Origin of the sequence: Paracoccus haematequi, from assembly GCF_900631945.1 — a bacterium.
GTDB lineage: Bacteria > Pseudomonadota > Alphaproteobacteria > Rhodobacterales > Rhodobacteraceae > Paracoccus > Paracoccus haematequi_A.
The window spans coordinates 1-13,573 of record NZ_UZWE01000055.1; the positions used below are offsets into that span (position 1 = coordinate 1).

Here is a 13,573-nt window from a genome sequence, read left to right on the forward strand (position 1 = left end):
GTCGGTCAACGTCGTGCGGATCAAGGTTGCCTCCCATTTGGCAGCCTTGAATCAGCCAGCGATCAGTTTGGAAATCCTCAAACGTCAACACGCCCTAGCGCGCCTTTCGTTTCCGCCGCAGCTGTGCCGCCCTTTGAATGAGGGCGTCCAGCAGATCCCGGCACGCCGCCGGATCGGCAAGGTCGACCTGCCAAAGAGACGCCAGAACATGCCGGGCCGTGACGAAACGCTCGTCTTGCGTCGCCGCCACCAGCCACTGCAGGTCACGCGAAACGGCCGCTTGATCCACCCCCTGGGCGAGCCGGCACAGCGTCTGTCCGGTAATCGAACGGAGGCGATTGTCGGCATGGCCGAGCAATGGAAGCAAACGCGCCCAGACGGCATCGGCCCATGCGACGGGCCGGGCGGTCGTATCGTCTTTCCTGACGTATCGCTCCTTCGGGAGGTTCTGGCAGGCTTTGACACCCGCCGCGATACGCCGCCTTCTCAGGCCCCATTACCTATTTTCAGACAGGTCCTGATGCCAGGAGGAAAAAACTTTACAATCAGCGCTGTCATGCTTTGCGATTAGGCCGCACTGATGAGATCCAATGCCGTGTCGCCGTCAATGACAAGTCCCCTAGCAATACCGCTTGCCAAGAACCCACGCACCGCATCGAGCTTACTGCCCCCAGCCACCAGCGCGACAGTCGGTATCTTTCGTAAATCCTCCAGCCCTAAGCCGATGGTTCGATGATTCAACGGATGGTCCACCGCTGCGCCGGCTGCGTTGAAGAACAACCCATTCGTGTCTCCTACTGCCCCGCATTCGCGAAGCTCGGACAGTTCCTGCGTGGTAATCATGTTTTGGCGGCGCAGCAAGGAATCCTCGCGTAGTTCGCCCAAGGAGATATAGGCCATTGTTGCGGCCTTGGCCAAACTTAGCGCGTGCTGCACGGATTGCTGCGAGACCAGCACTTCACGCGCCTCAGCCGTATCGGCGATAAAGGGCACGGGAAGAAAGAAGCCTTCGCCGCCTGATGTCCTGGCCAGAGAGTGAACAACCTCGAATGGGTTGTAGGCTGAATTCGCCGTCAGGGATCCCATCAGGCTGATGAACCTTGCCCCGGGTGCACTGACTCCGGCCATTTGCAGGGTCATCTGTTCCAGCGTGCGACCCCATCCTGTGCCAATTACGGCTCGCGGGGTCTCGGCCAGGTGCCTGCGCAGGTGGGATGCGGCCGCTGCGCCTACGGCACGAAAGGCGAAGGGCGCTAGCAGGGCGTCATCATGCTTTCCGGGCGTGTCAAAGCGCAGCGCAGGGGTGCAGATGCAGAAATTCAGTCCGTAGCGGGTGCGAATCGCTTCCTCTACCGGCAGCAGGCCGACATTCGAGGGATTGATCGTGATGCTGACTAGGCCCGCATCACGTGCGTCAGAGAGCAGCTTGTTTACTCGCGCCCGTGTCGTTCCAAGGCGCTTGGCCGTCGCCTCCTGATTTAGGCCGCCGACATAATAGAGCCAGGCAGCACGGGTCATCAAAACATCGTCTTCCTGCATTCCGGCTCCATTCACCAGCATCCTGTCTCCTACTCTGATCGGCTTCGTGACAAATGTCACGACGGTTGACAAATGTAATTAACTGCCGCATCCTTGACCTGTCGGAAGAGGACCGGCGAACCAGATTCCAGCACTGGAACTTTCCAGATAGCTGGCCCAGGGAGGGATTTGCAGATGAGAAACCGGATTTCCGGTATTGCGGTCGCATGTTCTGTCGCCGCGCTGTTGGGCGCAGCGGGAACCGCAAGCGCGCTCGAGATCGCGATGGTGCATTCCAACGCCGCCGCCCAGTCTGACCAGCGGACCAAGGCGGGCTTCGAAGCTTGGATCGAGGAGAATGGCAAGACCGACTGGAATGTCAGCTATCTCGACAGCGGCGGGTCCGGCGAGGCGACTGCCTCGAACATTCAGGATGCCGCCAGCCGTGGTGTCGATGCGATTGTGATGACCATGGCCGACCTGCGTGCCAGCCGCGCGGCCCTTGATGCCGCCAAGGCAGCCAATATCCCGGTCTTCGCTGCGGACTCCGGCTATGTGGAAGGCATCGTGGTGGATGTCACGACGAACAACTGGGCGATGTCCTCGGATGTGTCGGTCTACCTGCTCGACCAGATGGGCGGCGAAGGCAATCTGGTCTTCTTCCGCATGGCCGAACACCACGGCACCCGCAAGCGGGGCGACGTGATGGCCTCGGTGTTGAAAGAGTATCCGGGCGTAAAGGTGCTGGCCGAGCACAACATCGACTACAACGCCTTCTTCGAGGACACCTCGCGCACGATGGAGGATTACGCGGCCCGCTTCGGTGCAGATATCGACGCGGTCTGGGCGCCTTGGGATGAGCCGGCGCAGGCGGTGGTGAACGTGCTGAACGCGCAGGGTCTGACCGACGTCAAGGTTATCGGCATCGATGGTCATCCGCAGGCAGTGGCCGAGGTTTGCAAGCCCGAAAGCCAAATGATCGCCACCGTGGGTCAGCCTTTTGAGAAGATGGGCGGCCAGATCGCGGAATGGATCCAGGCCATCGTGGTAGACGGCAAGCCTGCCGCCGAGGTGATCCCGACGAAGACTGTCTACATGGACGCGCCGCTGATTACCAAACAGAACTGCCAGGAATTCCTGCAGTAACCATCATGAACCGGGGCCGATACCTGCGCGGGCAGCCTGCCGCTGCCCGACGGATGGGTTTGCCTGATCGGCCCCGGCTTCTCAATGTGAAAGGCAGAACCATGGACGTCCACTTGGCAGACATCGTGATGCAGTTCCCCGGCACTCGTGCGCTGGATGGCGTGAGCGTCACCTTTCGCAACAATGAGGTCCATGGCCTGATCGGCGAAAACGGTGCCGGCAAATCGACGCTGGTCAATGTTTTGGGCGGAAGCCTGCAACCCAGTCAGGGGCAGGTCATAATTGGGGACAAGGCGGTCCGCTTGTCGTCTCCCCATGACGCCTTGTTGCAGGGCATCGCCCATGTCAGCCAGGAAGGCAGCCTCGTTCCCGGCCTGAATGGCGCCGAGAACATCCTGCTGGGCCATGAGCCGAGGCTGGCAGGTATCATTATCCGCAAGGGAGCACTGCAGCGGCACGCTGCCGAGCTGATGTTCCAATGGTTTCCCAAGGTTTCGATCGATCTGAATCGGCCGGTTGCGGAATTGCCGATGGCAGACCGCAAGGTGATCGAGATCGTGCGCGCCCTGCGCGGCAGCCCCAAAATCGTCATCCTTGATGAGCCGACGGCAACATTGCCCGCACGCGAAAAGGAACAGCTATGGCAGATCATCCGCTCCCTGCCGCAGCAGGGCGTAGGGGTCGTGCTGATCAGCCACTTCCTGTCCGAGATCAAGGCGCTGTCCGACCGCATCACCGTGTTGCGCGATGGTCGCCATATCTGTTCCGAACCCGCCGAGGCCCTGTCCGAGGACCAACTGGTCGAACTGATGTTGCGCCGCACGGGTGGGGCGCAACTGCAGGGGGCTGCTGCATCCACCACACAGTCTGATACGCCCCTGGTTCTGGATGTGCGCGACTGGCATGTCGGAGCGATCCATGTCCCACATTTCAGCCTGCGCGCGGGCGAGATCGTGGGCCTGATTGGCTTGACGGGCGCAGGACATTTCGGCTTTGCCCGATCGCTGCACAATCCCGCCGGCGCTCGCTGCCAGACACTGACAATCGCTGGCAAGCCGAGCGAATTGGGCCCGCCCCGGAAGATGCAGGATGCTGGCATTGCCCTGGTGCCGGACCACCGCATGGAATACGCGCTGATCGGCGAATGGACGCTGCGCGAGAACCTGTCGATGGTTCATCCCAACCACGGCACGATAGCCGGCGGCATTCTGTCACCCCGGCGCGAGGAGACCGAGGCTCGCCGCGTCATGAAACTGATGAACGTCAAGGCGCATTCCTCGCGCCAGCTGCTGCGCGAGCTGTCGGGCGGCAACAAACAGAAGATCTCGATTGGCAAGTGGCTTTACGGCGCGTCCGACCGTTATCGTATCATGATCTTCATCGAGCCGACCGAGGGCGTAGATATCGGCGCCAAGGCCGAGATCTATGCCGAGATGCGCAGACTGGCTGGGCAGGGGGTGGGTATCATCATCGCCTCGTCGGACCTACTGGAAATTGAATCCGTGGCGCACCGCGTCATTCCCTTTGTCCGACAAGGCCCGGGACCGGAAATCCACTCCGCCGACTTCTCGGAAAGCACCTTCATCACCGCTATCTCAGGAGCCGCAGCATGAGCGATACCGCCTCTGGCGCCGCTGCCCCCGCCCGTCACGACATGGTGCTGGGCATCGTCCGCAAGGATCACGTCCAGCGCTACAGTACCCTTGTCGTGCTGGTGCTGATGTTCATCGTCTTCAGCCTGACCGTGGACCGTTTCCTGACCTCTCAGAACCTGTTGAACATCGCTCAGCAGATCTCGATGCTGACCATCGTGGGCGCGGGTCTCACCTTCGGCTTCGCCGCCCGAGAGATGGATCTGTCGGTCGGGTTCACCGTCGGCCTGGCAGGCGTGCTCGTGCCCCTGCTGCTGGTCGCGGGCACGCCCCTGCCGCTGGCGCTGCTGGCGGGGCTTGGCGCCGGTCTAGCCGTAGGGCTTATGAACGCCTTCTTTGTCACGATCGTCGGGATCCCGTCGCTGATCGCGACGCTTGCCTCGGGTTCGATCCTGTTCGGCATCAACTTCTTGATGACAGGCGGTCGTGCGATCTATGGGGGCCTGCCGCCGGCCTATCTCTGGCTGGGACAGGGCAGGATCCTGGGTATCCCGGTGCTGGCCTTCTTCATGCTGGGCGCTGTCGCCCTAGCCTGGTTCGTGATGGAGCGGACGGTGTTCGGCCGCTACGTCTATGCGGTCGGCGGCAACCAGAAAGCGGCCGAACTGTCCGGCGTCCAGGTGCGCCGATATCGTGCCGCGTCGCTGGTCGTCTGCTCGCTGTTCGCGGTGATCGCGGGCACCCTGCTAGCCGCACGGCTCGGTTCGGGGCAACCCAACGCGGGCGAACGCTACCTGCTGGACGGTCTCGCTACGGTCTTCATCGGCATGACAATGCTGCGCCCCGGAACGGCGACCGTGCTCGGAACCTTCTGCGGCGCGCTGTTCATCGGCATCATCAACAACGGCCTGAACTTGATGGGCATGGATACTTACATCCAGTCCATCGTGAAGGGCGCCATCATTCTTGTGGCCGTCGCGATCGTGTCGCGCAGCACCAAGCTCAATCTTCTCTAATTGACGGAGTCTGGGATGACCAAGCCCGAGGCCATTCACGCCGCGTCTGCCAGGCCCAACACGGACCTGCCGCAGCTTTATCGCACCATGCGGCGCATCCGCACCTTCGAGGAACGCGTGGGCGAGCTGTTCGTCCGCGGCCAGTCGGCAGGCTCAATGCTGCATCTCTCCATTGGGGAGGAAAGCGCCGCGGCGGGATTCTGCGCCCACATGCAGGACGGCGACACCTTCACCACCCACCATCGCGGCCATGGTATTTTCCTGGCGCGCGGCGCCGATCCCAACCGCATGATGGCCGAGATCGGCGGAAAGGAAGCGGGCTATTGTCGTGGCAAGGGCGGCTCGATGCACATCGCCGACATGGGTCTGGGGCATCTGGGCGCGAATGCCATCGTAGGCGGCGGCATTCCGGCGATCATAGGTGCGGGGCTGGCAGCCCGGCATCACGGGACCGGCAAGATCTCTGTCGCATTCTTCGGGGACGGGGCAACGGGGCAGGGCATCCTTTACGAAAGCATGAACATGGCCGCGCTGTGGCGGCTGCCCTGCGTGTTCGTTTGCATCAACAACCAGTATGGAATGGGTACCCGGATTGACCAAGCGACTGCGAATGCCGTGCTGCATGAGCGTGCCCATGCCTTCGGGCTAGCGGCCGAGACTGTGGACGGGTTGGATGTCGAAGCCGTGGCTGAAGCGGCTGAGCGTCTGGTTGCTGGGGCGCGCGAAGGCAGGCCAGCTTTCCTGGTCGTCGATTGCTATCGGTTCTATGGTCATGCGCGAAAGGACAAGTCGCCCTATCGCGATGCGACTGAGGAGGAAACCGGCCGCCGGAAGGACCCGGTGGCTTTTGCCCGCGCGGCCTTGCTGGAACGCGGTCTGGCCGATGCAGCCGAACTGGATGCGCTTGACGCCCAGATCGACGCCGAGATGGACGCCACCATTGACTTCACCATCGCGCAGACCGAGCCGCCGCTGTCGACGATGTTCCGCGATGTCTATGCGCCAGAGGAACCAGAGCCTGAGCCGGTTCGGACCCGCATCGACCGCATCCTGGCCCGCGCCTAAAAGGTAAGAGAAAATGGCACTTCAGGAACTGACCTACCGCGACGCCCTGCGTCAGGCGCTGATCGACTCCATGCGCGAGAACCCCGATGTGATCATCATGGGGGAAGAGGTCGGGCGCTATGGTGGCGCCTATGCCGTCACCAAGGAACTGATCAAGGAATTCGGGGCCGAACGCGTCATTGATACGCCGATTTCAGAACCCGCGATCATCGGCGCGGCGGTTGGCGCTGCGATGGCGGGACTGCGTCCCGTGGCCGAGCTGATGTATGTCGATTTCATCGGCATGACGATGGACCAGTTGGGCAACCAGGCCGCCAAGATCCGCTACATGTTCGGCGGCCAGATCGGCGTGCCGATGGTCCTGCGCACCCAAGGCGGCACCGGCCGCTCGGCGGGTGCCCAGCACAGCCAGAGCCTTGAAGCTTACGTCATGCACACCCCCGGCCTGCGGCTGGCAATGCCCGCCACGGTCTCAGACGCTTATCACCTGCTGCGCATGGCGCTGACCAAGCCCGATCCGGTCGTCTTCATCGAGCACAAGGCACTCTACACGATGAAGGAGACGGTCGATCTCGACGCCGAGCCTCTGGCTTGGGGCAAGTCGGCCGTCCGGCGCGAGGGAAAGGACCTGGTTATCGTCACCTATTCGCGGCAGCTGCATTATGTCATGGAGGCGGCGAAGAAACTATCGACGGACGGGATCGAGGCGACAGTCATCGATCTGCGCACCCTGAATCCGCTCGATTTTGACACGATCCGCGAGCATGTCGAACGTGCAGGCCGCGCCATGGTGGTCAGCGAAAGTGTCATGACCGCCGGCGTTGCGGCCGAGCTTTCGGCGCGCATTACCGAGGAGTGCTTCGACTATCTTGAAGACCCGGTGGTCCGCGTTGCTGGCGAGGATATCCCGATCTCGGTCTCGACCGCGCTGGAAACCGGCTCGGTGCCCGGACCGCAACTGATCCTCGAGACAGCCCGCAAACTACTCGGCGCAAGGGTGGCGGCATGAACAGCCTCACCTTGACCATGCCACGCCTTGGCGAAACCATGGACGAGGGCGTGATCGTCGGCTGGATGGTCGCGCCGGGCGAGGCGTTCAAACGCGGCCAGCCGATCCTGGAACTGGAGACCGACAAAACCGTGGTCGAGTTTCCTGCTCTAGGCGATGGAATGCTGGAAGAAACCTTTGCTAGCCCCGGTGACCGGATCGAGGTCGGCAAGCCGATTGCCCGCGCCAAAGTCTTCAGTGAGGCGGACTGGGCGGACGAGAATGCGGCGCCCGCCGAGGCAACCGTCGCCGAAGAGGCTACGCCGGTGTCGATCCTACGAATGCCCAAGCTGGGCGAGACAATGGACGAAGGCGTGATCTCGAGCTGGCTGGTGCTTGAGGGCGCGGCATATGGCCGTGGCGACGCGATCCTTGAGGTCGAAACCGACAAGACCGTAGCCGAGGTGCCTGCACTCTATGAGGGACGGTTGCTGCGTATCCTGGCACAGCCCGGTGAAAAGCTGCCGGTCGGGGCGCCTATCGCCGAAGTCGAGGGCCGTGTCGAGGAGGTTGCCGGCAAGGCTGCTGTGGAAACTGCGCAGGCTCCGGCTTCCGCCCCGGCGGGTCCTCGTCCTGCCGCAAGTTCGGACCGCCCGCGGGCAACGCCTGTGGCCCGCAGGCTGGCCCGCCAGAACGGCATTGCCTTGGACCAGATCACCGGCACAGGACGGCGTGGCCGCATCGAGCGGGCCGATGTCGAACGTCTGTCGGGGGTTGGTGCTCCCGCCGCAGGCGATCTGCACTGGCTGCAGACCCCAGCGGGCCGCGTGGCCTATACCGTCGCGGGCACCGGCGGGCGGGTGCATCTGCTGGTCCACGGCTTTGCGGGGGATAGCAGTGCTTGGGCGCAACTCTCGGCCGCCATCGCGCGAGCGGGCCATACCGCTGTGGCCCTGGATCTACCCGGCCATGGCGCGACCGAGGTCGAAGGGCGGGACCTGGTTGCCCTGGCCGATGCTGTGACGCGTCTGGCCGAGACCTTGCCCGCGGGCGCGACGCTGGTTGGCCATAGCCTCGGGGCAGCGTCCGCGGTCGCGGCGGCGTCCCGGCTCGGCTCTCGCATCGCGCGGTTGGTCCTGCTGACGCCCGCAGGCTGCGGTCCGCGCATCGGCGCGGATTTCGTTCATGGCATGGCCCAGGCCGACAGTTCCGGAGAGGTCGCGCATCTGCTGCGCCTTCTGGGACCCAAGGGCGGGGCGCTTTCCGATGCAGCGTTGCGCCAGATGGCGGGCGAAATGGCACGGGGACGGCTCAAGGACTTGGCCACGCAGCTTGCGACGCCAGACGGCCGCCAACGCATCGACATCCTGCGGCCCTTGGCGCAGTTGAACCTGCGGGTCTCGGCGGTCTTCGGGACCGACGACCGGATTGTCGCAGCGACCGACGCGCTGAACCTGCCCTTGAACGTCGCCGCGCATTTCCTGCCCGCCGGCCACATGCCGCAATGGGATGCCCCACGCGAACTGGCCGACTTCATCCTCAACGGAGGCCAACATGGCTGATACCGCCGCCGATCTTGCAGCGGCCAAGGCCCGGCTTGGTGCATTCGCGAAATCCGCGCCCGTACTGATGCAGGGCTTTGCCGCAATCAGCCGTCAGGCGACCCAGGCAGGCGGCTTCAGCGCCGCGCAGAAGGAGCTGGTGGCCGTCGCCATTTCGGTCGCCAAGGGCTGCGAGGATTGTATCCTTTATCACCTCGACGCGGCCCGGCGCCACGGCGCGACAGAGAGTGATCTGATCGAGGCCCTAGAAGTCGCGGTGGAAATGGGCGGCGGCCCGGCGATCATGTATGCCAGCAAGGCATTGGAGGCCTTTCGCAAGCTGGCTTGAGGACCGGCGCGAGGGGAACGGGAGGAAAGAATGGCCTATTATCTGACCGCCGACGGCGGCACCGAAAGTTTGCGCGCGCGCGTTTATGACCTGTCGGGCAACTGCCTTGGACAGAAGGCGGTCAGCTATGAAACCCGCTTCGCCCCCGGCGCCCGTGCGGAGCAGGCGCCCGAGGACTGGTGGAACGCGCTTGTCGCGGCAACGGCAGGGGCGGTCGGGGACGCCGGGATCGACGCGTCCCAGATCGAGGCCATGTGCTTTGCGACCACCTGCTGCACGGTCGTTGCGCTGGATAAGGCCGGCAATCCGCTGCGTCCCGCCCTGATGTGGATGGATGTCCGTGCCAATGCCGAGGCCGATGCGGTTCTGGCTACCGGTGATCCGGCACTGGCGATCAACGGCGCGGGGCAGGGGCCCGTATCGGCCGAGTGGATGATCCCGAAGGCATTGTGGCTGAAGCGCAACGAGCCGCATGTCTATGATGCGGCCCATACCATTTGCGAATACCAGGATTTCCTGACCATCCGCCTGACAGGGGAACGCTGCGCCAGTCTGAACAACACGGGCCTGCGCTGGCATTACTCCAGCCGCAACGGCGGGTGGGCGCGCGGGATACTGGCATCGCTGGGGATCGAGGATCTGGCAGAGAAGTGGCCGGCGCGGGTCGTGGCCCCTGGCGAGGTCGTCGGCACCCTGACCAGCCGCGCAGCCGAGGCACTTGGGCTGCGGCCAGAGGTCAAGGTCGTGCAGGGCGGGGCCGACGCGCTGATCGGCATGATCGGATTGGGTGTGGCAAGGCCCGGCCAGCTTGCCCTGATCACCGGCTCGTCGCATCTGCAGTTTGGCGTGACCGAGGCGCCGTTGCATGCGCCGGGTGTATGGGGCGCCTATCCCGATATCGTCTATCCCGACCGCTGGATCGTCGAAGGGGGGCAGACCTCGACCGGGTCGATCATCAACTGGTTGCGGCGCTTCTGCGGCGGCAATCTGGACCTTGCCGAGTTGAACCAGAAGGCCGAGGCACTGGAACCCGGTTCCGACGGGTTGATTGTGCAGGATCATTTTCAGGGTAACCGGACCCCCTATACCGACCCCCTGAGCCGCGGCGCCATCGTCGGCCTGACGCTGGCGCATGAGCCGCATCATGTGTTCCGCGCCATCATGGAGGGGATCGGCTTTGGCACCCGCGCGATCCTGGATGCGTTCCGGGCCGGTGGCTATGCCTCCACCGAGATCACCGTTGGCGGCGGCGCGACCGCATCACGGCTGTGGATGCAGATCCACGCCGATACGGCCGGTCTGCCGGTGCGCATCCCTGCATCAGCTGATGCTCCCTCGACCGGCTCGGCTGTGCTGGCGGCGCATGGCGCCGGCCGATTTGCCGACATCGACGATGGCATTGCCGCCATGGTTCGTCCCGGCACCAGCATCGATCCCCGCCCACGAGAGACTGCGATGTATCAGGACATCTACCAGCACTACCTGGCGCTCTATCCGGCATTGAAGGGAGCACTGGTATGATCCGTGAATATGACCTGACTGGACGGCTGGCGGTCGTCACTGGTGGGGCTGCGGGCATTGGTCGCGCTATCTCGGAGGTTCTCGCCGAGGCGGGCGCCACTGTCGTCGTGGTGGACCGGGACGAGGCCGCCGCCATGTCGCTGGCCGAACGGCTGGAAGGTCAAGCGCAGCCGTTGGACGTGACCGACGCTGAGGCGGCCGAGGCCGCTGCGGCGGATCTGGTCGCCCGGCACGGTACGCCCGACATCCTGGTCAACAACGCCGGCATCGTGATGAACGCTCCTTCGCTGGAGGTCGACTTGGCCGACTGGCGTAGGGTGATGGACGTGAACCTGCACGGCGTCTTTCATACCTCTCGAGCCTTTGGTCGCCATATGGTCGCGGCAGGCAAGGGCGCGGTCGTCAACATCAGTTCGATCTGCGGCGAAGTGACTGTCCATCCCCAGCCTCAAGCTGCCTATAATGCGGCAAAGGCTGGGGTGAACCTGCTGACAAAGTCGCTGGCGGTGGAATGGGCAGGAAAGGTCCGGGTGAATGCCGTAGCACCGGGCTATACCGCGACGGAACTGACCCTGCTGGGCCGGTCCAAGCCCGAATGGTTCAATACCTGGCTTTCTGGCACGCCGATGGGGAGACTGGCCGAGCCGCGCGAGATCGCGCTCGCCGTGGCATTCCTCGCCTCCGACGCGGCTTCCTATGTGACCGGCACCGTGCTGACGGTGGATGGCGGCTATACGGCAATCTGAAAGGGCTTGAAGATGACTGCAAACGGAAAGATCGCTTTGGTGACGGGCGCCAGCCGGGGCATCGGCAGGGCCATCGCCCTGGGACTGGCGCAGCGGGGCTTTGACCTTGCGCTGAACGACATCGCGGCCCAGGCCGAGGCGCTGAAAGCCACTGCAGATGAGGCGCGCGCACTTGGCCGACGGGTCGAGGAGCTGCACGCAGACGTCTCGGACAAGGGGCAGGTGCAGGCGATGGTCGAGACCGCAGTGGAAAGGCTGGGCACCGTCCACGCGGTCGTCAACAACGCGGGCATTTTGCGTGCCTCGGATGTCGAACATTGCCCCGAGGACTACTGGGACAGCGTGATGGACGTGAACGCCAAAGGTACCTTCCTGGTGGTGCAGGCCCTATTGCCGGTCATGAAGGCACAAGGCTATGGCCGTATCTGCAACATCTCGTCGATCGGCGGTAAACATGGCGCACCCGAGCAAGCGCATTACTCGGCATCGAAAGCGGCCGTTATGGGCTTTACCCGTGTCCTGGCGCAAGAGGTTGGACCTTTCGGTATTACGGCGAATTGCATCTGTCCGGGCATCATCCTGACCGACATGGGCCGTGTAAATCTGGACGATCCCGACGTGCGCGGCGCATGGCAGGCAAAGACCGCGATGGCGCGGATTGGCGATCCGGGCGATGTTGCTGGTCCAGTTGCTTTCTTCTGCTCAGATGACAGCGCCTTTGTAACCGGGCAGACGTTGAACGTGGATGGCGGGATTGTACTAAGCTGACGATCTTCTGAATAGTTTGCGGAGCCAGATCGATGCTGAGACCGTTGCTGATCAGTATATAAGTGGCAGGGGAGATGCTTCCCTGCTTCAATGCAATAACTTGCGGGCGTTCGGAGAAGAAAGACGACGCAGGCTTATGGTGCAATGCTACGGAGCGTTATCCACTTCGATAATATCCACCGGTCGCACGGCATTCGGAACGTTGCAGGTATTTCTCGGGTCATTCCATAACACCCGTACTGCACGGATGATTTGCAAAGTGTTGATCCCCGGCTCTCAGCGAGGAGTGAAGCCGTTGGTGAGGCGCCGCCAAGTAACAAAATCGAGTAGCTCAGCATGGTCTAGGATCCCCCTGAGACAGATCCTGATCGCTCAGCGCGTCGAACAATGGCGCCCGCCGCCGCTACGACCATTATGATCCGAGTCGCGTGGCAGACAACCACAAAAGCCACCTCGAGATTCAAGGCTAACGCTATGAGGCTCATCTCGGCTAGGCCGCCCGGCGAGAAAGCCAGCAGCACTCCTTCGGCGGGCATGCCGATGAAGGGGTGCAGTCCTATGGCGAAGCAGACGGCGGTGGCCAGCAGGATCAATGTTGCCCCGGCAGAGGTTGCAAGGATCACGAGAATACGCGCCGGCGCTACCCCTACGAACCGACAGCCGATCGTCGTGCCCAACACGATCTGGGCTACAACGATGACGAGGCTCGGCACAGTAAAACTCGACAGGGCGGACCAGTGCAGCACCATGCTGACGCACATCGGCCCGATCAAGTAGGGCGCCGGAAGACGTGCCAATCGGCCAAGCATGATCCCTGCGCCGAGGGTCGCTACAAACCAGGCGGCGTCGGCCGCGGTCATGGCGGCTAGGGGGCGCCATTCGGCCGCCTGCGTCGCCGCGCTGGCCCCGGTGATCAGCGTCATCAGCGGCGGCAGCCCCAGTACGACCAGAAAGATGCGCGAGGAATGCATGAGAGCGATGGTGCGTTCGTCACCACCCCGCTCGGCCCCCAGGAGAACCATGTCGATCAAACCACCCGGCATGGCCGAAAAGAACGCGGTCGTGCCGTCTAACCTGACCACCCGCCGCAGATAGAAATTGCAAAGGATTCCCGCGATCATCAGGTATGCCGCAAGCCCGACCAGCGCTGGCCACCACTGGCCAACCAAACTGAGCGTTTCCGGCCCGAACTGGGCACCAAGCATCGTACCGATCACCGCAGACATCGTAACCGCCCGGTTGCCACCGCCTGCCTGAGCGTGGGGTGATCGGCTAAGACACGTGCATAGCGACGTCGTTAACGACGTATCTTATGCGGGGCTT

13 protein-coding genes are annotated in these 13,573 nt (G+C 63.2%); 11 read left to right on the forward strand and 2 right to left on the reverse strand.

Annotated elements, in window-relative coordinates; genetic code table 11:
• Positions 1-571 (forward strand): hypothetical protein (locus PARHAE_RS21230; RefSeq protein WP_164555303.1); only part of this gene is annotated, 571 nt, incomplete at its 5' end.
• Here the strand turns inward: PARHAE_RS21230 and PARHAE_RS17290 are convergent.
• Positions 568-1,539: a sugar-binding transcriptional regulator gene (locus PARHAE_RS17290; RefSeq protein ID WP_126155808.1), complete on the reverse strand. Its 972-nt coding sequence runs from the start codon at positions 1,537-1,539 to the stop codon at positions 568-570. The two genes, PARHAE_RS21230 and PARHAE_RS17290, sit on opposite strands and share 4 nt — an antisense overlap.
• Before the next feature lie 174 nt (positions 1,540-1,713).
• On the opposite strand from PARHAE_RS17290, the gene PARHAE_RS17295 reads away from it, so the two are divergent.
• From PARHAE_RS17295 to PARHAE_RS17340, 10 genes are all read left to right on the forward strand, one after another.
• Positions 1,714-2,664 (forward strand): sugar ABC transporter substrate-binding protein, encoded by a 951-nt coding sequence (locus PARHAE_RS17295; protein WP_126155809.1) that lies wholly within the window; start codon positions 1,714-1,716, stop codon positions 2,662-2,664.
• Between the two features lie 101 nt (positions 2,665-2,765).
• Complete coding sequence (locus tag PARHAE_RS17300) at positions 2,766-4,277, forward strand: sugar ABC transporter ATP-binding protein (protein WP_126155810.1); 1,512 nt, start codon at positions 2,766-2,768, stop codon at positions 4,275-4,277.
• Positions 4,274-5,272: an ABC transporter permease gene (locus tag PARHAE_RS17305; protein WP_126155811.1), complete on the forward strand. Its 999-nt coding sequence runs from the start codon at positions 4,274-4,276 to the stop codon at positions 5,270-5,272. The genes PARHAE_RS17300 and PARHAE_RS17305 overlap by 4 nt, the downstream gene beginning before the upstream one ends.
• Before the next feature lie 15 nt (positions 5,273-5,287).
• Complete coding sequence (locus tag PARHAE_RS17310; RefSeq protein WP_206437015.1) at positions 5,288-6,337, forward strand: thiamine pyrophosphate-dependent dehydrogenase E1 component subunit alpha; 1,050 nt, start codon at positions 5,288-5,290, stop codon at positions 6,335-6,337.
• A 13-nt stretch (positions 6,338-6,350) separates the two neighbouring features.
• Complete coding sequence (locus PARHAE_RS17315) at positions 6,351-7,346, forward strand: alpha-ketoacid dehydrogenase subunit beta (protein WP_103174261.1); 996 nt, start codon at positions 6,351-6,353, stop codon at positions 7,344-7,346.
• Positions 7,343-8,887 carry an acetoin dehydrogenase dihydrolipoyllysine-residue acetyltransferase subunit gene (locus tag PARHAE_RS21235; RefSeq protein ID WP_164555304.1) on the forward strand — a complete coding sequence of 515 codons (1,545 nt, stop codon included), beginning with the start codon at positions 7,343-7,345 and terminating at the stop codon, positions 8,885-8,887. The genes PARHAE_RS17315 and PARHAE_RS21235 overlap by 4 nt, the downstream gene beginning before the upstream one ends.
• On the forward strand, positions 8,880-9,215 hold the full coding sequence (locus tag PARHAE_RS17325; RefSeq protein WP_126155812.1) for a carboxymuconolactone decarboxylase family protein: 336 nt from the start codon (positions 8,880-8,882) through the stop codon (positions 9,213-9,215). The genes PARHAE_RS21235 and PARHAE_RS17325 overlap by 8 nt, the downstream gene beginning before the upstream one ends.
• Before the next feature lie 30 nt (positions 9,216-9,245).
• Positions 9,246-10,736 carry an FGGY-family carbohydrate kinase gene (locus tag PARHAE_RS17330; protein ID WP_126155813.1) on the forward strand — a complete coding sequence of 497 codons (1,491 nt, stop codon included), beginning with the start codon at positions 9,246-9,248 and terminating at the stop codon, positions 10,734-10,736.
• On the forward strand, positions 10,733-11,482 hold the full coding sequence (locus PARHAE_RS17335) for an SDR family NAD(P)-dependent oxidoreductase (protein ID WP_126155814.1): 750 nt from the start codon (positions 10,733-10,735) through the stop codon (positions 11,480-11,482). The genes PARHAE_RS17330 and PARHAE_RS17335 overlap by 4 nt, the downstream gene beginning before the upstream one ends.
• A gap of 12 nt (positions 11,483-11,494) precedes the next feature.
• A complete protein-coding gene (locus PARHAE_RS17340; RefSeq protein ID WP_126155815.1) occupies positions 11,495-12,250 on the forward strand; it encodes an SDR family NAD(P)-dependent oxidoreductase in 756 nt (251 codons plus the stop codon).
• A gap of 341 nt (positions 12,251-12,591) precedes the next feature.
• On the opposite strand, the gene PARHAE_RS17345 is transcribed toward PARHAE_RS17340, so the two are convergent.
• A complete protein-coding gene (locus tag PARHAE_RS17345) occupies positions 12,592-13,476 on the reverse strand; it encodes an AbrB family transcriptional regulator (RefSeq protein ID WP_126155816.1) in 885 nt (294 codons plus the stop codon).
• Positions 13,477-13,573 lie beyond the last annotated feature (97 nt).

Coding starts and splice junctions, on each gene's coding strand:
- PARHAE_RS17290 (WP_126155808.1), bottom strand. CDS start 1,539: ATGCAGGAAGACGATGTTTTGATGACCCGTGCTGCCTGGCTCTATTAT.
- PARHAE_RS17295 (WP_126155809.1), top strand. CDS start 1,714: ATGAGAAACCGGATTTCCGGTATTGCGGTCGCATGTTCTGTCGCCGCG.
- PARHAE_RS17300 (WP_126155810.1), top strand. CDS start 2,766: ATGGACGTCCACTTGGCAGACATCGTGATGCAGTTCCCCGGCACTCGT.
- PARHAE_RS17305 (WP_126155811.1), top strand. CDS start 4,274: ATGAGCGATACCGCCTCTGGCGCCGCTGCCCCCGCCCGTCACGACATG.
- PARHAE_RS17310 (WP_206437015.1), top strand. CDS start 5,288: ATGACCAAGCCCGAGGCCATTCACGCCGCGTCTGCCAGGCCCAACACG.
- PARHAE_RS17315 (WP_103174261.1), top strand. CDS start 6,351: ATGGCACTTCAGGAACTGACCTACCGCGACGCCCTGCGTCAGGCGCTG.
- PARHAE_RS21235 (WP_164555304.1), top strand. CDS start 7,343: ATGAACAGCCTCACCTTGACCATGCCACGCCTTGGCGAAACCATGGAC.
- PARHAE_RS17325 (WP_126155812.1), top strand. CDS start 8,880: ATGGCTGATACCGCCGCCGATCTTGCAGCGGCCAAGGCCCGGCTTGGT.
- PARHAE_RS17330 (WP_126155813.1), top strand. CDS start 9,246: ATGGCCTATTATCTGACCGCCGACGGCGGCACCGAAAGTTTGCGCGCG.
- PARHAE_RS17335 (WP_126155814.1), top strand. CDS start 10,733: ATGATCCGTGAATATGACCTGACTGGACGGCTGGCGGTCGTCACTGGT.
- PARHAE_RS17340 (WP_126155815.1), top strand. CDS start 11,495: ATGACTGCAAACGGAAAGATCGCTTTGGTGACGGGCGCCAGCCGGGGC.
- PARHAE_RS17345 (WP_126155816.1), bottom strand. CDS start 13,476: ATGTCTGCGGTGATCGGTACGATGCTTGGTGCCCAGTTCGGGCCGGAA.